The 19709-nt window shown below is 59.9% G+C and carries 19 protein-coding genes; all 19 read right to left on the reverse strand.

The annotated features are described in order from the left end of the window. Window positions 1–4 precede the first annotated feature (4 nt). The gene (locus tag AAA069_RS03930; protein WP_006234242.1) at window positions 5–679 is read right to left on the reverse strand and encodes a DivIVA domain-containing protein; all 675 of its coding nucleotides are present in this window, start codon (window positions 677–679) and stop codon (window positions 5–7) included. A gap of 61 nt (window positions 680–740) precedes the next feature. Further along, on the reverse strand, window positions 741–1028 hold the full coding sequence (locus AAA069_RS03935) for a YggT family protein (protein WP_040358293.1): 288 nt from the start codon (window positions 1026–1028) through the stop codon (window positions 741–743). 15 nt (window positions 1029–1043) lie between these two features. Continuing rightward, window positions 1044–1766, reverse strand: coding sequence for a cell division protein SepF (locus AAA069_RS03940; protein WP_055251691.1), 723 nt, complete (start codon window positions 1764–1766; stop codon window positions 1044–1046). A 60-nt stretch (window positions 1767–1826) separates the two neighbouring features. After that, on the reverse strand, window positions 1827–2564 hold the full coding sequence (locus tag AAA069_RS03945; protein ID WP_148332193.1) for a YggS family pyridoxal phosphate-dependent enzyme: 738 nt from the start codon (window positions 2562–2564) through the stop codon (window positions 1827–1829). Between the two features lie 119 nt (window positions 2565–2683). Then, complete coding sequence (locus tag AAA069_RS03950) at window positions 2684–3541, reverse strand: PhoU domain-containing protein (protein WP_148332195.1); 858 nt, start codon at window positions 3539–3541, stop codon at window positions 2684–2686. A gap of 92 nt (window positions 3542–3633) precedes the next feature. Next, window positions 3634–4437: a phosphate ABC transporter ATP-binding protein PstB gene (gene pstB / locus AAA069_RS03955; RefSeq protein ID WP_055309817.1), complete on the reverse strand. Its 804-nt coding sequence runs from the start codon at window positions 4435–4437 to the stop codon at window positions 3634–3636. A 12-nt stretch (window positions 4438–4449) separates the two neighbouring features. Continuing rightward, entirely contained in the window at window positions 4450–5355 is a 906-nt protein-coding gene (gene pstA, locus AAA069_RS03960) for a phosphate ABC transporter permease PstA (RefSeq protein ID WP_349127634.1), read from the reverse strand. A 3-nt stretch (window positions 5356–5358) separates the two neighbouring features. Then, window positions 5359–6285 (reverse strand): phosphate ABC transporter permease subunit PstC, encoded by a 927-nt coding sequence (gene pstC, locus AAA069_RS03965; protein ID WP_117840371.1) that lies wholly within the window; start codon window positions 6283–6285, stop codon window positions 5359–5361. 1 nt (window position 6286) lies between these two features. Continuing rightward, the gene (locus tag AAA069_RS03970) at window positions 6287–7123 is read right to left on the reverse strand and encodes a phosphate ABC transporter substrate-binding protein (RefSeq protein WP_055251678.1); all 837 of its coding nucleotides are present in this window, start codon (window positions 7121–7123) and stop codon (window positions 6287–6289) included. Continuing rightward, complete coding sequence (locus AAA069_RS03975; protein ID WP_148332199.1) at window positions 7120–7920, reverse strand: polyphenol oxidase family protein; 801 nt, start codon at window positions 7918–7920, stop codon at window positions 7120–7122. The genes AAA069_RS03970 and AAA069_RS03975 overlap by 4 nt, the downstream gene beginning before the upstream one ends. Before the next feature lie 210 nt (window positions 7921–8130). Continuing rightward, a complete protein-coding gene (ftsZ, locus tag AAA069_RS03980; RefSeq protein ID WP_022094491.1) occupies window positions 8131–9285 on the reverse strand; it encodes a cell division protein FtsZ in 1155 nt (384 codons plus the stop codon). Window positions 9286–9484: 199 nt separating this feature from the next. Next, on the reverse strand, window positions 9485–10273 hold the full coding sequence (locus AAA069_RS03985; RefSeq protein WP_022094490.1) for an FtsQ-type POTRA domain-containing protein: 789 nt from the start codon (window positions 10271–10273) through the stop codon (window positions 9485–9487). Between the two features lie 424 nt (window positions 10274–10697). After that, window positions 10698–11609, reverse strand: a complete 912-nt coding sequence (murB, locus tag AAA069_RS03990; protein WP_349127635.1) for a UDP-N-acetylmuramate dehydrogenase — start codon at window positions 11607–11609, stop codon at window positions 10698–10700. 5 nt (window positions 11610–11614) lie between these two features. Next, entirely contained in the window at window positions 11615–13033 is a 1419-nt protein-coding gene (murC, locus tag AAA069_RS03995; RefSeq protein WP_055286074.1) for a UDP-N-acetylmuramate--L-alanine ligase, read from the reverse strand. 97 nt (window positions 13034–13130) lie between these two features. Then, complete coding sequence (murG, locus tag AAA069_RS04000) at window positions 13131–14246, reverse strand: undecaprenyldiphospho-muramoylpentapeptide beta-N-acetylglucosaminyltransferase (protein WP_349127636.1); 1116 nt, start codon at window positions 14244–14246, stop codon at window positions 13131–13133. After that, window positions 14236–15729: a putative lipid II flippase FtsW gene (gene ftsW, locus AAA069_RS04005; RefSeq protein WP_195520528.1), complete on the reverse strand. Its 1494-nt coding sequence runs from the start codon at window positions 15727–15729 to the stop codon at window positions 14236–14238. Before ftsW ends, murG begins: the two co-directional genes overlap by 11 nt. A 35-nt stretch (window positions 15730–15764) precedes the next feature. Beyond that, window positions 15765–17171 carry a UDP-N-acetylmuramoyl-L-alanine--D-glutamate ligase gene (gene murD / locus AAA069_RS04010; RefSeq protein ID WP_349127637.1) on the reverse strand — a complete coding sequence of 469 codons (1407 nt, stop codon included), beginning with the start codon at window positions 17169–17171 and terminating at the stop codon, window positions 15765–15767. 9 nt (window positions 17172–17180) lie between these two features. Continuing rightward, window positions 17181–18200 (reverse strand): phospho-N-acetylmuramoyl-pentapeptide-transferase, encoded by a 1020-nt coding sequence (gene mraY, locus AAA069_RS04015; RefSeq protein ID WP_006234262.1) that lies wholly within the window; start codon window positions 18198–18200, stop codon window positions 17181–17183. Window positions 18201–18203: 3 nt separating this feature from the next. Beyond that, window positions 18204–19628, reverse strand: coding sequence for a UDP-N-acetylmuramoyl-tripeptide--D-alanyl-D-alanine ligase (gene murF / locus AAA069_RS04020; protein WP_195245715.1), 1425 nt, complete (start codon window positions 19626–19628; stop codon window positions 18204–18206). Window positions 19629–19709 lie beyond the last annotated feature (81 nt).

Consider the following 19709-nt stretch of genomic DNA (forward strand, 5'->3'; position numbering starts at 1 on the left):
AATGTTAGTCCAGGTCGTCGGCAGCAAAGTTGTCGATCGGGGCGAAGGGATCGGCCACGGGGACAACCGGGTCAGCGACGGGCAGCGGCTCGGCGGGAACAGTCACTGCAGGAGAAGCGGCAGAACCGACCGGCGTGGAGGCCATCAGATCGGCCGGGAAGGAATTCTGGGCATCGTCCATGAAGTGCTGGATGAGCTTGAGATACTCTGCCTTGAACTCCTCACGGGAAGCCTTGAGACGATCGATCTCCTCGAGCTCGGCCTGCTTCTCGGTCAGAGCCTGGCGGATAACCTCGCGGGCCTTGGCGTCAGCCTCGTTGCGGATACGCTCAGCGTTCTCGTTGGCATCGTTGACGATGGTCTCAGCGGTCTGCTGGGCAGCGATCAGGGCAGCGGAAATCTGGCGCTCCTGAGCGGAGAAGTCAGGGGCGGGAGCAGCCACGGGGGCGGCAGGAACGGCCTGGGCGGTGGCATCCTGAGCTTGGGCAAGCTGAGCCTGCGCATCGGCAAGCTGCTGCTCGGTAGCAGTCAGACGACCCTTAAGGTCGACGATCTTAGCGAGCATAGCGTCAACCTCGGAAGACAGCGTCTCCAAGAAGACGTCGACCTCAGCAGGATCGTAGCCACGCTTGGCCTCAGAGAAAGTCTGAGCCTGGATGTCTGCAGGGGTAATAGCCATAACAAGTCTCCTTTTTCATCGCCTCGGCGCTACACGCCCGACGTAAGTTACTAAGTCAGTTCTACACGAGTATACCTATAAGAAGCTGCAGAACCAGCCTCTGCACCAACTGCAACGCAATAATCGCAACGACCGGCGAAAAATCGATACCGCCCATCGGCGGGATGAAACGACGGAACAGGTTGAGCCACGGACCGCACACGCTATCAAGCACCGCGGCAATATCCTGAAGCAAACCACCCTGCTTCATGGGAATCCACGTCATAAAGCAGTAGACGACAATGAGCGTGGAATAGAAGTTGAACAGCGTGTTGACCAGCTGGACGATAGTGTAGATGTTGATGGGAATCTCCTCGTCTTGTCTTTACTTAAGGTAGCCGTCGGCACGAAGCTTCTTGAGATCGGAATCTTTGACCTCGCAACCGGCGGGCAGCACCATGAACACGCGGTCGCCCACCTCCTTGACCGTGGCACCCAGACCGCAGGCAAAGCCGTAAGAGAAGTCCAAGACGCGCTTGGCAACTTCGGTGCGTACGCCCACAAAAATCAGTGCGACAGGCTGCTTGGTGCGAACGCGGCGCACCACGGTCTCCACGTCGTCATAGCTCTCGGGGCGCAGGACATAGGCCGGCAGCTGCGGTGTGGCGTTGATGATATTGCTCGCATAGGCCGAGGCATCGCTCGGTGCAGGCGCGGGCGCAGCGGCGGCACGGGCGCGGGTGTTCTCGGCGTAGCTCGACGGCGTGTCATAGGCACCAGGACGATAACCGCTCGCAACACTGTCCTGCGAGCGCGAAGGCGGATTATACGTCGTGGCATGGCGGGAGTCATCGCCGACCAGCTGACCGGAGCGCGTATACACGGCAACCGACTCAGCTTCACCGCGGCGCGTCTGACCAAGCAGGCCGTTGCTCGGCTCGTCTTGGGTGTAGAAGCCCTCGCCCGAAGCACCGCTGTAGCCGTTGCCCTGATAACTATCGTCATAGCCGTCATCGTAGCCGTAGTCGTCGTCCTGGCCATAACCCTGGTCGTAACCCTGCTGGCCGCCCAGGTGCATTTTATTTTTAATCTCGTCAAGGAAGCCCATGGTTGTGTCCTCTCGCGGTTTAGTGCAGGCGCCCCGATAATCAGTGCGCACTTCAGAGCCTTATTTTACTGCAAACTCCGGGCTAAATACTACCCTGCCCAGGCGAACGAGCGTAGAGCCCTCCTCAAGGGCAGACTCAAAGTCCTCGCTCATGCCGCAGGAAAGCTCAGGCAGGTTCAAATCGGGATGCGCCGCCTCCAGCTCATCCCTCAGCTCACGAAGCCCCGCAAAGGTGCGGCGTGCCACATCCTTATTCCCCCGGGGCGCCATAGTCATAAGCCCCTGCACGCAAATTCCCTCAAGTTCCGCAAGCTCACCCGCGGCGGCGCGAATCTCATCGGGCGAAAAGCCTCCCTTCGACTCTTCACCACTCACATTGACCTCGATGAGCACACGCTGGGGGCCGGCGAGCTCGCCTGCCTCAATCTTGCGGACAGCACGGCTCGAGATCGCCTGCGCCAGATGCAGCGAACCCACCGAGTGAATCAGCTCGGCTGAGCCCAGCACCGCATTGATCTTATTGGTCTGCAGGTTGCCGATCATATCGAAGCGCACCTCGGGCAGCTCCGGATGCTCCGCCAGACCCGTGAGCTTGCGAACCAGCTCCTGCGGGCGGTTCTCGGCAAAATGGCGATACCCCGCCTGGATGGCGGCAACGGTCTCATCGACACCAACGGTCTTGGACACGGCAATGAGGCGCGCGGCGTCGTGGGGACGGCCTGCGCGATCGAGCGCCGCATAAAAACGTTCCAGAATCTGCTCGCGGCGAGCGCGCATCAAGTCCAAATAGTTATCCATTGCTAATCGCCTCCGCTGACAGCCAAACAAGTAGTCCCATGCTAACGCAAGAGCGCGGCCCCGCATGTGCAAGGCCGCGCTCACTTAGGTATTTACAATCTTTCGACGAACGGGGTTACTTACTCCTCGTCGTCCTCGCCATCGTCCTCATCCTCAAGATGATCGAGCAGGTAGCGAAGACCCTCGCTGACCTCGTTAGCGGGCACCTTGGCAACGTAGCGAGCGTCGACGGCGGGCCTCATGATAACACCCTCGCCCGAAGGCACGCGCATGCTCTCGAGCTCATCCTCATCAGTGCGGGCGATATCGCCGGCATTCATGCGCTGACCAGTCAACAGGAAGGTCAGACGGCAGGCGGCATCGATGGAAATCGAGGCGATGCGATCGAGGTAGCGCGAAACCATGATGGCGCGGCGCAGGTCGTCATAGTTGCTGTCGTCGTCCATAAAATCGCCCGTGTCCATGCGGTTAAAGGTGCGGAAGAACTTCTCGTACGCCGCATGCACCGGCTCGTCCTCGACGGCCAGGCTGCAGATGATGGACATGTCGTTAGTGACGAGCGCAGAAAGCGAAGAGCCCAGCACCTGGTAGACGGCCTCAGCCTCGGCCTCGACCGTACCGACGAGCTCCTGGGGCAGCGAGATGTCGGCCTTGATCATATGACGCGTGGCGCGGCAGATCTGGCGAACCTTATCGGTCATGCGCTGCAGGTTAAAGTCGACGTAGATAATCGTCTGCAGCAAGCGGAAGTCGGAGGCGACCGGTGACTGCGTGGCGATCAGGTTGTAGCACACGGCCTCCAGGTTAGCGCAGCGCGCGTCAATCGAAAGCGTGCGCTTCTTGGTCTTGGTGGCGAGCTTGCGGTCGTCGGTCACATAGGCCTTAACGGCATCGTGGAGGGCCAGATCGACGGCCTCATAGATGCTCAGCATCTCGTGACGGGCCTCGACGAGCTGACGGGAAAACAGTTTGCGCATGGTTCACTCCAATCAGTTGGGTGCGGTCATGCCGCCCGCACAGTGAATATACACCGGACCAGGTCCGATCAGCTTGGGACTAGTCGCACCGATCAGCCAAAGCGGCCGGTGATATAGTCTTCCGTCCGCGAGTCCACCGGACTGGTGAAGATCGCGTCGGTTTGACCATACTCGATGAGCGTGGCGGGCTCGCCGGCAACTTCCTGCAAGAAGAATGCGGTGTAGTCGCTAATACGAGCTGCCTGCTGCATTGAATGCGTGACGATGATGATCGTCATCTCGGGCGCCAGCTCGGCCATCAGATCCTCGACCTTAGAGACGGACGTGGGGTCGATGGCGGAGCAGGGCTCGTCCATCAGGAGGACATCGGGTTGCACCGCGAGCACGCGCGCGATGCACAGACGCTGCTGCTGACCGCCCGAGAGTGCCAAACCATCCTTGTTGAGCTGATTGGATACCTCTTTCCAGAGGTTGGCGCGCTTGAGCGATTCTTCCACGATGTCATCGAGGTCACTTTTGCTAGTCACGCCCTGCAGACGAGGGCCAAAGGCGACATTCTCGTAGATGGATTTAGGAAACGGGTTGGGCTGCTGAAAGATCATGCCCACGCGACGACGGAGATCGACCGGGTCGACACCCTCGGCATAGATATCGTTGCCGTCGAGCGTCATGGTGCCCTCGATGCGCGTGCCCTCGATCAGGTCGTTCATGCGGTTGATGCAGCGCAAAAACGTCGATTTGCCGCAGCCCGAAGGGCCAATAAACGAGGTGATGGCGTTTTTGGCGATGTTGAGGTCGAGCCCCGTCAGCGCATGAAAGTCACCGTACCAAAAGTTGAAATCCTTGGCCGTAATGGCCGCTTGCTCCAGCGTGGGAGCGGACTGATAAACGGACATGGGACTCCTTAACTAGCGACGCTTGCGCGACAGGAAGCGCGCAAACAGGTTGAAGGCCAAAATGATCACCATCAGCAAGAGCGCGGTGCCGTAGGCTGCGTTCATGTTGATGCCGTCGTTGGCAAGCAGGTACAGGTGAACCGTCATGGGGCGGCCGGAATCGAGCGGCGAAATAGGTAGATTGATGGCCTGCCCCATGGTGTAGAGCACCACCGCGGTCTCGCCAATGGCACGGCCGATGGCGAGGACGATGCCCGTGGCAATACGGCCAAAGGCAGAAGGAAGCACGATCTTGGAGACAACCTGCCACTTGGTGGCGCCCAGGCCGTACGCGCCCCAACGGATATAGCGCGGAACGGCGCGAATGGCCTCTTCGGTGGTGCGCATGACGATGGGAAGCATCAAGAGCGCGAGTGCCAGGGCGGCAGAGACCATCGAAAGGCCCAAGCCCATGGCCTCGACAAACAAGGCGTAGCCAAACAGACCCATAACGATGGAGGGCACCGAGGCCAAAGCGTCAGCAGCGTAGCGAATGAGCTCGACGACCTTGCCCTGCTTGGCGTACTCGGCCAGATAGACGGCTGCCAGCACAGCGATCGGCGTGCAGATAAGCATGGCGAGCGCCGTCACATAGACGGTCGAGACGATCGTGGGCCAAATACCGCCCTCGGCGTTGACGCCCTGGGGCCAACCGAAGATAAAGTCGAGCGAGATGTGTGGCAGGCCGTTGATGACCACGTAGGCGATGATAGCGACCAGCACCAGCGTGGTGATGTAGGCAGCGGCACGGAACACGCCAAGCATGGTCTTGTTGGACAGGTCCTTGTTGATGCGGCCCTTCTTGCCGTGGGAAAGGGCACGCTTGATGCGCTCGCGCGACGAGGTCGTATCGACCGTCGTGTCAACGGAATCGGACATAGCCTACCCCCTCTTCTTCTTGGAAATCAGACGAACGATACCCACCAGCGTGGCGGAGATGATAAACAGGACCACACCCATGCCGAACAGCGCCGAGCGGTGCAGACCCGAGGAATAGCTCATGTCGAGCGCAATCTGGCTCGTGAGCGTCGAGATGGGGCTCGCAATGCTGTCGGGAATAACCGGGGCGTTACCTACGACCATGAGCACGGCCATGGTCTCGCCGATGGCACGGCCCATACCCAGCACGATGGCATCCACGATACCCAGCTTGGCGGCAGGTAACACGACCTTATAGATGGTCTGCCACTTGGTGGCGCCCATGGCATACGATGCCTCGCGAATGCCCATGGGAATGGAATTGAGAGCATCGATGGTGAGCGTGGTGATGGTAGGGACGATCATGATGGCAAGCACGAACCACGCCGTCAGCGCACCAAAACCAAGGCCGCCGGTCAGTTGTGCGATAAACGGGCGGATGATGATCATGCCAAAGAAGCCGTAGATGATGGAGGGTATGCCCGCCAGCAGGTCGACGGCAGGGCTGATGAGCTTGCGCACGCGCTTGCCGGCGATCTCGACCAGGTATACGGCCGTACCCACACCTAGCGGCACGCCCATGGCGAGCGCACCGACGGTCACCAGACCTGAGCCGGCAAGCAGCGACATGATGCCGTAGTGGCCCTCAGAGGGCGCCCACGTAAAGCTAAAGAAGTCCGCCAGACCGATGTCGGTAAAGACGGGCAGCGCCGAGTACGTGGTAAAGACAAAAATCAGGATGACGGTAACGACCGCCAAGAACGCGCAGGCAAAGAAGATCCACTGCAGCGCCTTCTCCTTGATATAGGTACTGCGCGATACGAGCGCCAGCTCGCGCTTCTTGGGCGTCTGAACATTCTGCTCAGTCTGGGAGTTTTCCTGTGCTTCCATGCTACTCACTCCCCTTCTCGTCGTTGGTGACGGGGATAAAGCCCGCCTCGCGAATCTGCTTGTCCATCTTTTCGGACGTCACGTAGTCGATGTAATCCTGCGCCTGCTGCGAAGGCGCACCCTTAACAAAGAAGTAAAGGTCGCGCGAGATGGGATAGCCGCCGCTCGCGACCGTCTTCTCGGACGCCTCAACATGATTGACCGAGACGGCCTTGACCGAGGTCTTGGCGTTGAGGCTATCGACGAAGCCCAGCGAAATGTAGCCAATGGCTCCGCGCGAACGAGATACCACGTCGCGCACCTGGCCCGTGCCCGAAAGAACGGCCGAGCGGCGATCGAAGGGGGTGCCGTCCATCACGATGGTGCGAAAGGCCTCACGCGTGCCGGACGCCTCATCTCGGTTGATAACCTGAATCCTCAGGTCCTCGCCACCGACTTCTTTCCAGTTGGTGATCTTGCCGGCGTAAATATCGCGGAGCTGCTCGGTCGAGAGGTTATCGACCGGGTTATCGTCGTTCACGATGACCGCGATACCGTCGTGGGCAATGACGATGGGAGTCAGGCCCAGATCCTGTTCGTCGGCATTGAGTCCACGGGAGGAGCTGGCGATATCGGCCGTGCCGGCGCTGACGGCCTCGATGCCAGCGGAAGAACCCAAACCGGAAACGAGCACGTCGATGCCGGTCTCCTCCTTAAAGCCCTCGGCCGCAATCTCGGCGATAGGAAGGCAGGTCGTGGAGCCAGCGACAGTAATGGAAGAGGTAGAAGATCCCGAAGAACAGGCGCACAGCGTAAGTGTAAGCACAGCGGCGCTCAGGACCGATACGATCTTTCTCATAGCATCACGCCGATCGCAGCATGGCGCCCACAGGTGCCGTCCTCATTACGGTAGGAATAAAAGCGGTCGTTCTGACGCACGGTCGAAAGCTGGGTATCCACGATATTATCCGCGTCGACACCGACATCTACCAGCGCCTCGCGAATGGCAGCGGAAAGATCGAGCATGCGAGAGGTACTCGCATCGATGCAAGAGAACTCGGCGGCAAAGCGATCCATGAGCTCCTGGGATACTTCATATTCGTCACCCAAGATATGGGGGCCGATATAGGCGGAAACGTCGCTCGCATCGCAGCCGGCAGCATCGCAAAGCGCCTGGCACGCCTTGGCGGAAATACGTGCAATCGTACCCTTCCAACCGGAGTGCACCACGGCAAATCCGCCAGGGGCCACCAGCACCACGGGAACGCAGTCGGCAAAGCAGAGCAGCACGGGCACGTTATGCGCCGTACAGACGATGGCATCGCAGCCCTCGGCAATCTGCTCGCGGACGTCCTCAAGGTCATCGGCGCCGTTCGAGGTCACCGCAACGATATGGTCACCATGGACCTGATTGGGAACGAGCAGGTTGTGCTCGCACTCGGCGGCACCCATAGCCTCGAGCGCGCGACGACGATTTTCTTGAACAGCAAAGGGGTCATCGCCAACATGCGAGCCCAAGTTGAGTGAGGAGTACGCATCTTCGGAAACACCACCGGCGCGCTCGGTGAAGGCAAAGCGAACATCGGATGTCGCGCCTTCCACCAACGTAACTCCATCATGGTCGACACGCGAAACGTTGTCCGCACGTGCTGCCATACTAAAGCCTCCTAATAACACAAGTACCGCGGCATCGCCGCTACAGCCCGCGTTTATACGGCTGTCATACTTCTCTAAAAGGATACCTGCTGCGCTGGAGGCAATCGTAAAGGGAACGTAAAGAGATTGGAGGTTCTAGTTTACAAAGTCGAAATAAAAAGGGCGCGTCCATACGGACACGCCCCTGTGCACAACAATGCAAAGAACGACTTAGAAGCTACCGCGCTTCAGGAAGTCGGGAAGCTCGAACTGATCGTTGCCGAAGTTAGGAAGCTCGGTGCCACCGACGTTGCGGGTCGGAGCGGCCTGAGCCGGACTGGTGGCCGGAGCGGTGCGTTGCGGCTCAGCGGAGGCAGCGGCCTTGCTCTGAGACTGCTGAGCAGCAAAGAGCTCGTCCTGGCGGTTGACGTTGGAGTCGGAGAAGCCCGTAGCGATGACGGTGATACGCACCTGGTCGCCCAGGGACTCGTCGACAACGGTACCGAAGATGATGTTGGCCTCGGGGTCGACGGCGTTGGCGACAACGTCGGCGGCGTCGCTGATCTCCTGGATGCCCAGGTCCTTGGAACCGGCGATGGAGAGCAGCACGCGCGTGGCGCCATCGATGGAGCTCTCGAGCAGCGGGCTGGAGATGGCCTGCTGGGCAGCGTCGACGGCACGGGTGTCCCCAGAAGAGGTACCGATACCCATCATGGCGGTACCGGCCTGCTTCATGATGGTCTTAACATCGGCGAAGTCCAGGTTGATGATACCGGGGACGGTGATGAGGTCGGTGATGCCCTGGGTGCCCTGGGAAAGGACGCCATCGGCAATCGCGAAGGCCTCGAGCATGGTGGTCTTCTTCTCGGCGATGTCGAGCAGCTTATCGTTGGGGATGACGATCATGGTGTCGACGCAATCGGAGAGGGTCTTGATGCCCTCCTCGGCGCTCTTCTTGCGCTTGCGGCCCTCGAAGGTGAAGGGCTTGGTCACGACGGCGACGGTCAGCGCACCGACCTCGTTCATCGCGATATCGGCAACGATGGGAGCAGCGCCGGTACCGGTGCCACCGCCCTCGCCGCAGGTGATGAACACCATGTCGGCGCCAGCGAGCGCCTCGGCAATGTCGTCGCGGGACTCATCGGCAGCCTTGCGGCCAACCTCGGGGTTGGCGCCGGCGCCCAGGCCGCGGGTAAGGTCGGTGCCGATGTGCACCTTGATATCGGCATCAGAGATCGCGAGTGCCTGAGCATCGGTGTTGATGGCAACAAACTCGACGCCGCGGATGCCCTCTTCGATCATTCGATTGACCGCGTTGGTACCGCCGCCGCCGACGCCGACCACCTTAATGACGGCAAGGTAGTTGTTGATCTCTGTCTCGTGCATGTCGGTCCTCCGAACAAAGGTTATAGCCATAGCATGGGTCGACCCCTGCGCACATTAACCTTCAGGTTGAAAGTAAATGCAAAGGTAAACCGTATTATGTTTGCACATTATGAACGTATCAGTCAAATAATTGACCGTGAAAACCAAACAAACCAGATAAACGGCGTGGTATGGCCCCTCAACAAAGCATCAACCAGCGCTACGAGGTCGGAGCGTTCCTAAATGTATAGTTACCCGGAGAGCGCACATTGATATACGTTACGCCCTCTACCTGCGAAAGCAGCTTGGTAACTACGCGCTCCTTCTTGACGATATCGTTCGAATCGCCCAGCGACACCTCAATGCCGTTATTGAGGTTTGCCGAGATGGCTTCGACCGAAGGCGTGGAAATATCCTTAACTTGTCCCAAGAACTCGCTCGAAAAACCACGCACATAATCCAAGCCAGCCTTAACGGCCTTGGAGCTCACCGCCTGGCCGGAAACCGGAGCGACATCCGCCGAGACATCAGTCAACAACACCGCGCCATAGTGCTTAGCGAGCGCCAGTGCGGCATCAATGCCGGTCAGGGTATTTGAGCCCTGCCCCGTCGTGATGACGTTGCCCTGGTCATCCACTTCGACCGACGTCGACAGCGGGGCGATCCAGGTGTCATCATCCCCGATGGCCCAGGCAAGGTCATCGGAGCTGATATAGGCAATTGCAATGACCTTGCGCTCCATCGGCGTAATGATGAGCGTATGTGGGAACTGACGCTGGACATCCACGCCCGAGACCCACGGGTTCTGCTTGAGGTCCTCGGTAATCTGGTCGGGATCGACGTTAAAAAGCGACGTCCCCTCGGGCAAATCGATCAGCTGGATAGCATCGTGCTTCGTCACATGCTCGCTGCCTTGAATCTGAATATCAGTGGCGGTAAACAATCCAGAGTTGATAACCACGATGGCAACGACGACGAGCACGGCCAAGACAGCCAGAACGCCGCCCACGATTTTGCCTTTGCCTGCAACGAGAGAAGCGGCCTCTGACGTTTTATTTGCCATCGCCCCAAGTGAAGACAACGGGTTGACGCCTTTTTTACCCGAAGGCTTCTTGGCGGTAGCCGGCACCGATGTCAGCGAGCGCGGTTTCGATGCGCCCAGCGTGCGACTCGGACGCGCCGCCTTAGTTCCTGTCGAGGGCTTAGGAGTTGCCATAGGACGGGCAGGCTTGGCGCCCATAACAGGCTTTGACGTCACCGAGGGACGCGAGGACTTTTTTGCGGCCGGACGATTACCGAGCTGCGAGCCGACAACCGGACGACTGGTCTGTCGAGCATGCCCGACAGACTTAGAGTGCGCGACGGTATTGCGTTGAGGTTTGGCAGGCGCGCCGGAACGCCCTCCGGCGCGGCGGAAGGTGGGTTTCGATGCTCTAGAAGCCGAGGAATTTAACTTCCGGTCTGAGCTCGATGCCATACGCCTCCCTCACCTTTCCTTGCACATGTCTGATAACCGCGGCAACGTCATCGGCCGAGGCAGTTCCGTTATTAACGATAAAATTAGCGTGAACGGGCGAAACTTCCGCGCCGCCAATCGAAAAACCCTTTAATCCACAATCCTCGATAAGCTTGCCCACGCTCGCATCGGGCGGGTTGCGAAAGACCGACCCGCAGGATGCGCGACCCATGGGCTGTGTACGCTTGCGCCTCGTCAGGTACCGCTCCATGCGCTCGCGAATGTCGGCCTTGGGCGCCGGTTTAAGCTTGAGCACGCACTCGAGGATGATCTCATTGCGGGGAAGGCTACATTCGCGGTAGCCCCAAGTGATCTCGGACCCCGCATAATGCTTGATACCGGATGCCGGGTCAAACGTTACGACATCCTCAACCAGCGAGCCAATCCACTCGGTCCGTGTGCCGGCATTCATAGATATCGCACCGCCAACCGAGCCAGGGATGCCAACGGCAAACTCAAGGCCCGAGAGGCTACGCGACAGGGCATCGTTGACCAGGCGCGCAAACATCACGCCCGCACCGACCGTCAGCGTACAACCGTCATCGGCAACAACCGTGCGCTGAAACTCACGTCCGAGCGAAATGACGGCGCCGCGATAACCGCCATCGGCAACCAGCAGATTGGAGCCCTTGCCGATGATGACCCACGGCACCTGCTCGCGATCGAGCACCGCCACGGCGCGGCGAAGGGCATGATAGCTATGGCACGTCACAAAGAGGTCGGCCTTGCCGCCGATACGATAGCTCGTATGACGCGCAAGGCGCTCGTCCTCGATCACATCCGTGTCGATCATGCCCGAGAGCGCCATGACGGCGTTAAACAGACCCATTAGACTTAAGCGTCTTTCTTGGCAGTCAGATACTCAATGAACTCGGGACCGACGGTCGTAACGTCACCGGCACCCATAGTGAGCAGCAGGTCGCCCTCGCCCACCATCTGCTCGAGCTCCTGATTGAGCTCAAGACGGCTGGAGCAGTACACGACCTCCTTGCCAGGATGCTTGGCGCGCACGGTATCGGCGAGCATCTTAGAGGTGACACCCGGAATGGGCATCTCGCCAGCCGAGAACACATCAATCAGCAGCAGTTTATCGGCATTGGCAAATGCATCGGCAAAGTCGTCGCACAGGGCCTGCAGGCGCGAATAGCGGTGCGGCTGGAACACGACGTCGACGTGCTTGTAGCCCAGCGACGAAGCGGCAGCAAGCGTCGCCTTGATCTCGGTGGGGTGATGGCCGTAATCATCGACCACGGTGATGCCATCGATATCGCCCACGTGGGTAAAGCGACGACGGACGCCCTCAAAGCTCGAGAGCGCCTTGGCGGCGGCGTCGATGTCAAGGCCCAGGACATGGGCGACGGTGAGTACCGCCGTGGCGTTGAGCATGTTGTGGCGACCGGGATTGCTCTTGATCTCCACGGCATGCTCAGTGCCATCCTCAAAGCGAACGATAAAGTCACTCTGGATGCCCTTAACATCCGGGTGCATGCAGACGATGTCGTTGCTCTCGGCAAAGCCGTAGGAAAGCACGTGACGACCCGTCGACTTGGCGAGCTCGACCAGATGCGGGTCCTCACCGCAGACGATGACGGTGCCGTCCTCGCCCACCAGGCTCATGAATTTGGCGAAAGTCGCCTCGATCTCCTCGATACCCGAGTAGTGATCGAGGTGGTCGGCCTCGACGTTGGTCACAATGACCACGTTGGGGTTCAGGAACAGGAAGGAACTGTCGGACTCGTCGGCCTCGGCGACAAAGTAGTCGCCCGAGCCGTTCTTGCCGTTCGTGTCATAGCCCTCGACGATGCCACCGATCAGGAAGCTCGGATCCAGACCCATGCGGTCGAGCATGGTGGCGCACATCGAAGACGTGGTGGTCTTGCCATGCGTGCCGGCAACAGCGACGGTGGTGTAGCCGTGGCCCAAAGCAGAGAGCATCTTGGCACGGGGCCACACGGGAATACCAAGCTCGCGAGCGCGCACGAGTTCAGGGTTGGACTCCGGAATAGCGGTGGAGACAACAACCACGTCGGGCTTGACCTCGTCGATCGTGGCGGCCTCATGGCCCACATGCACCTTCACACCAGCGCGGGTAAGCTGGCGGATATAACGTGACGTCTTAAGGTCGGAGCCGGTAACGGCATAACCGCGCTCGTGCAGAACGAGGGCGATGCCGCTCATGCCGGCGCCGCCGATACCGATAAAGTGGGCGCTCTTAAACTCGGGCGCGGAGGTTGCAGTCTGGGAATCAGCCATGTGCTCGTGTACTCCTTGCGTAAACACTGCCTGTAACCCGTTAACTGTACCGCACCTACCGCATCAGCGCGAGGGCGACCGACGATATCCCGTCTAACTAACGCAAACCCTCTACCGCATCCGCCAGAAGAGCGGCGGCCCTATCCTGAGCCAGACCACGCGCCGCCTGACGCATGGCGTCGCGTGCCGCCGCGTCATCGACCAGGTGCAGCAGCTCATCGGCAAAGGCAGAACCGTCGATATCGGCATCGGCGCAGAGCACGCCGGCCCCGGCGTCGACCAGATAACGAGCATTGGTGGTTTGGTGGTCGGCCGTCGCATGCGGATACGGCACGAGCACCGAGGGCACGGCGAGCGCAGCGATCTCGGCCACGCTCGATGCGCCCGAACGCGCGAGCACCAAATCGGCAGCAGCCAGCATATCGCCCATGTTGTCGATGTAAGGCTGGACGCGGTAACGCTTCGCCTCCTCGGGCGTCAGCGCCAAAGCGCGCTCGGTCTCCTCAAAGCCGTCGGCACCCGTCGAATGCAACACATAGAGGTTCTTGCGCGAAAGCAGCTCGTTTTTGAGCGAAACCACGCGCTCGTTGAGGTGTTGGGCGCCAAGTGAACCGCCAAAGACGAGCAGCAGCGTAGCGTCCTCGGGAACGCCAAGTGCCTTGCGGCCGCGAGCGCGATCGCCCTCGATCACCGAGCGACGTACGGGGTTGCCGGTCATGAGCACGTGGTCAGGGTCACCTTCGCGCTCAAAGACCGAACGCGCTGCCGGCACCGAGATGCACACGCGGGCGGCGTGGGAGTTCATCATCTTGTTGGCCAGGCCCGGAACAGAGTTCTGCTCATGCAGCAGATACGGAACGCCCGCGCCCTTGCACCACCCCAGCAGCGGAACCTCGACATAGGCACCAAAACCAATGGCGGCATCGGGCTTGCCGACCTTTGAGAAATGACTGGCGAGCGCACGCTTGGCTTTGTTGACACGCCACAGCGAGGTCAGCGCCGTCCAAGGACGGGAGCGGTCGAAGCCCGTGACCGTAATGGGCACAAAATCAAACCCAGCCTCGGGGACCAGACGACCCTCGAGCTTGCGCGACTGGCCCACGAACACAACGTGGTGGCCACGGTCACGGAGCTCTTCGGCCAAGGCGAGCGCGGGGTTGATGTGCCCTGCCGTGCCGCCGGCTGCAATAGCAACGGTCATTTTATCGGTCATGGTAGTCCCTTCGTACACGCGGTCCCTGGCCGTCGGTACGCAGACGCGCCGACGGGTCTGAGTTCAAATCGATTCGATTATATCCGCCGCCCGCATTGCGAGGAGTGGGGCGCTGAGGACGACCTTGCGGCGCCGTTCGCTGACGCGGGCGGGCTGCGGGGTCGGTCGCAGAGCCATCCAGGACGGTAAAACCGTTACGCGAAGATCGCTCGCCGCGCACGTGGGGCACGCCGGCGGTACTCTCATCCATAACGGCAAAGCTCTCACGGCGGCGGTCATACTCATCGCGGCGGGCGCTCTCGTACGAAACGCGCAGGATCAACCCGGCAAGCATGAGCGACACAATAATCGACGAACCGCCGTAGCTAATAAACGGCAACGGTTTGCCCGTCATGGGAAACACGTTGAGGATGCCCAGCGCGTTAATCAAAAACTGCACTGCGAGAATGACCGCGGAGCCAGACGCCATGAGCGCGCCCCGACGATCGGTCGCCTGCTCGGCAATGCGAAACGCCGAGTAGATCAGCATCGCAAACACCAAGAAGAACAGCACGGTTCCGACAAAACCGACTTCCTCGCCAATGATGGCCAAGATGTAGTCGTTGTGTGCCTCGGGCAGATACGAGTACTTCATGGTTGAGTTGCCGATGCCACGGCCGAACAGACCGCCCGAGGCAAAGGCCATGATGGCAAGCGTGGCCTGATAGCCGTCACCATACTCGTCGGCCCAAGGGTTCAAGGCAACCTGAATACGCACCATACGGTATGGCTCTGCGACAAGCGCAATCACGATCACGAGAATGCCGAAGATTAGCACGCCGATGATAAATCTGGGGTCGAGACCCGCAAACAACGCCATGCACATGAGGGTCAACAGGATGATCAGGACAGTACCGAAATCGGGCTGGATAAAAATCAGAAAGAGCGAAATGCCCAGGTAGATGCCCATCTTGCGAAGGAATTCGTTGATGTTGCCACCGGGCGAAAAGAAGCGATCAAGCATGATGGCCGAATACGCAATGGCAAATGGCTTTAAAAACTCGGAAGGCTGGAACTGAATACCGGCGATGTTGAGCCAGCGCGTGGCGCCGCGGCTGCCGCTGCCCACCAAGAACACCAGAAGCAGTAGCCCTATCATGCCGATAAGGAAGATCCTGAGCACATCCTCCCCAAACCAGCTGTCCGGCAAAACGCGCACGATGGCAATCAGCGCCAGAACACCGACCACGGCAAACGCGGCCTGTCGACCCAGAAAAAACGTCGCCGAGCCATTCTCGTGCAGCGCCTCGACCGAAGACGCCGAGTACACCATCAGCAGGCCAAAGCATACCAAGGTAAACAAGCAGGCCATGAATATCAAACGGGGGCGCATGATACGGGCGGGAACGCCGGCAATATAGCGTTCGCTAAACGACTGCCCGCCGCGGCTGGAACGCGGTGTGGTGCGACGTGAGGAAGCACGGTCCGAGTCGGGCCTCCTCATACCTTGTCGGGGGCTCTCCTCTCTCACCGCAACCCCTATTCCATTTGTGATTTCGCTGTAGCGGCAAGCTGAGCCACGTAGTCCTTAAACACGCGGCCGCGCTCCTCATAGCCCGAGAACTCATCGAACGAAGAGCAGGCAGGAGAAAGTAAGATCACGTCACCACGGCTCGAAAGCGAACGGGCAACGTCCACGGCGTCGCGCAGGTCATCCGCCTGGGCGATATCCACATCGCCATCGACATCGGCCTCGTCCATAGCGGCGGTGAAGCGCTCGCGCGCATCGCCAAAGCAGACGACCGAGCGCACGTTGTCCATAACGACGCGCGCGAAGTCCGTGAGCGGCGTGCCCTTATCGTGGCCGCCGAGCAGCAAGATCACGTCGTCATCGGGAAATGCCGTCAGTGCCTTCTCGACCGCATCGGTGTTGGTCGCCTTGGAATCGTTGACGTAGCGCACGCCGTCAATCTCGCCACACGGCTCCACGCGGTGCTCGAGCGGCTGGAACGAGGCAAGACCGCGGCAGACACCATCGACATCGGCACCGACTGCCAAGGCAGCCGTGGCAGCGCACAGGGCATTGATAACATTGTGATGGCCCGAGATCTTGAGCTCGGATGTAGCGATGAGCGGGGTCTCGACACCCTTCAGACGCACGATCATCTTGCCATCGCGCACAAAGGCGGCATCCTCGCCCTCAGGCTCGTCAAAGGCAACCTTGCAGATGCGACGACCCGGCGTGTAGATGTACTCATCGAACTCGTGAATGCCGGCGTCTTCGACGTCGACAACCACCAGATCGTCATCGACCATATTGTCAAACAGTTTGATCTTGGCAAGCGCATAGTTCTTATGGCTCTTATGCCAGCCCAAGTGGTCGGGAGTGATGTTGAGCAGCACCGCCACGCGGGGGTGGAGCTCGGTTGTCGTAGCAATCTGATAGCTCGAGAGCTCAGCCACAAACCACTCGTTGTGGGCTCGGCCGTCAATCTCGTTTACCGGCGGCTCGCCGATGTTGCCGACAGCAACGCTGGCCTCGCCGGCAGCCTTAAGCAGAAAATCAGTCAGCGACGTGGTGGTCGTCTTGCCGTTGGTGCCCGTGATGGCAATCCAGTTATCGGGCGACAGGCGATAGGCAAACTCGGGCTCACCCATAATCTGGGCGGCACGCTCGCGCCCGGCCTTAAAGAAGCCCGAGAACTCCGAGATGCCCGGGCACGTCACGCATACGTCATAGGCGCCCTCGACCTGTTCGGTCCCATAGACAAACGACGCACCAGCAGCCTCGAGCGCACGCGTGGCGTCATTGGGCTCAGAGGTGCCACCGCCATACACGGTAACGGCACTTACGCGCTCGGGATGTGCCAGCGCCCAGCGGGCGACATCGAGACCGGATTTGCCCTGACCCAAAACGAGCAGGCTAAAGACATCAGCAAGAGGCATGAAAGACCACTATCCCAACTGGAAGAACAGGGCTAGGCCAACGGCACCAAAGGCCGCAGCGATAATCCAAAAACGGATGACGACCTTGGTCTCGGCCCAGCCCTTCTTTTCGAAATGATGATGGATGGGCGCCATAAGGAAGACGCGCTTGTGCGTAAAGTGGAAGTAGACAACCTGAATCATGACCGACAGGGTCTCAACGATAAACAGGCCGCCGATGATGAGGGAGACGACCTCGGTGTTGGTCATGATGGACGTGCAGGCAAACGCGGCGCCCAGGGCAAGCGAGCCGGTATCGCCCATAAAGATGCTCGCCGGATAGCAGTTGAACCACAGAAAGCCCAAGCAGGCGCCGGCACACGCGGTGCAGAAGATGGACAGGTTCACGTCTCCGTGCAAAAACGCCATCGCAGCCATGGCGAGCATGGCAATCATGGAGGTGCCACCAGCAAGACCGTCAAGGCCATCGGTCAGGTTCACGGCATTAGAAAGACCGGCGATCATCAGCCAGCAAAAGACAATGTAGAGCCACGGGAACGAAAGGCCGCAGATGGTGGTCGAAAGAACACCGAGGTCAATCGTCAGGCCGCCGGGAAAACGAATCTCGGGGGCGACGCCGCACCAGTTGACGGCAAGTACCGTAAAGGTGACACAGATAATGGTTAGGCCGATCATCTTGGCATGAGGCGTCAGACCGAGCGAGCGCCCATGCGTAACGGAGGTCAGGTCGTCGATCAGGCCCAGCACGCCGGTCGCCAGCGTGGCGAGGAGCACGAGCACGAGCTCGGTGGTGAGTTTGCCCATCAGCAGGCAGGTCAGCGAGATCGCGACGAGGATGACAACACCACCCATGGTGGGCGTTCCCTGCTTAACCAAATGACGCTTGGGGCCGTCGGCACGAACCTGCTGGCCGATACCCTCGACCTTGAGTAGCTTGATCCACCACGGCATGAGCAGCAGCGCAATAGCGGCGGCGATGCCAAGCCCCAAAAAAGCCTGATACGTTGGATACGAGGGATTGCCGAACATGGGCTAGCACACACCTTCCACAAAGCGGTCGAGCTCAACAAAGCGGGAACCCTTGACCAGTACAACATCATGTTTTTCAAGCGCGCCGCCCATGCGGTCGAGCACCTGCTGATAATCGGAGAACACCTGGATGCGGTCCTCGTCCATGCCCATCATGCGCGCGGCATCGGCCATAAGCTGGGCCAGCTCACCACCCACGCACGCCAGCATGTCGAGCTTCTTGGCGGCGGCATAGGCGCCCACGAGTTCATGCATGCGAGGAGCCTCATCGCCCATCTCGCCCATCTCGCCCAAGATCGCCATGCGAGACCCCGTGCAGGAAAGCGAACACAGTAGATCGAGGCCAGCAGCCATGGATTCGGCGCTGGCGTTATAGGAATCGTCAATGACGCGGGCACCGCTCTTGGCGCGTTTGATCTCCTGGCGGTGACCGGTGATCGTGAGGCCTCTAAAGGCAGCATCGATCTGCTCGGGCGTCACGCCCAGGCGATAGGCAACCGCGGCGGCCTTAACGGCATTTGGAACGGACTGCACGCCGGGGATGGCAAGCATGGTATCGATTGTCTCGCCCTGGCCAAAATCGAGCGTAAAGACCGGACGGCCCTCGTCATCAACACGAATGTCGCGGGCGCGGACCTCATCATCGTCCGAGACGCCGGCCAGCATCACGTCAATACCAGCAGGCTGGGCGAACGTATCGCGAATGAACGGCGTAAAGTCGTCCTCGCCGCCCAAAACCAGAAGCGGCAAGAAGTCGCCAGCGGCGCACATACCCTGGACAATCTCGGCCTTAGCGCGGGCGATGTTCTCGCGGCTACCCAAAATGCCGATATGAGAGGTGCCGATCTTGCTCACGATGGCAAGGTTGGGATTGGCGGACTGGGACAGGCGCTCAATCTCGTGGAAATGGTTCATGCCCATCTCGAGCACCAGGACCTCGGTATCGGCCGGAGCGGAAAGCACCGTGAGCGGCATGCCGATCAGGTTATTGAAATTGCCCTTGGTGGCCCAGACACGATAGCGCTTGGCGAGCACGGCGGCGAGCACGTCCTTGGTCGTCGTCTTGCCGATGGAACCGGTAATGCCAACGACCAGGCAGCCAAGCTCCAGGCGATACGCGTGCGCCAAACGCAGCAGAAACTCCTCGGGATCATCGGTCAGCAGGATGGCGCATCCTTTGTCCTGCGCCAGCGAGACCAGCTCGGCCTCGGGCTCACGCGTCATCACGACGGCGCCGGCACCCGACTGGACGGCACGGGAAGCAAAATCATTGCCGTCGACGTTTTCACCGGGAAAGGCGACGAAAATCGTCCCTTCCTCGACCTGGCGCGAGTCGATAACGCACCCGCGGCATACCCGATCGGCTTCTCCCGTCACGGTTCGGGCCCCTGTTGCGGCCGCGAGGTTGTTGACGGCGATCTCTATCATTGCAGCTCCCCTGTAAACCTAATAATGCTATCGGCGTATTGTATCCCAGCGCCGCGCATGCGTGGTGCAGGGCATGTGAAC

The organism is Collinsella sp. CLA-SR-H006, assembly GCF_040097075.1.
Taxonomy (GTDB): domain Bacteria; phylum Actinomycetota; class Coriobacteriia; order Coriobacteriales; family Coriobacteriaceae; genus Collinsella.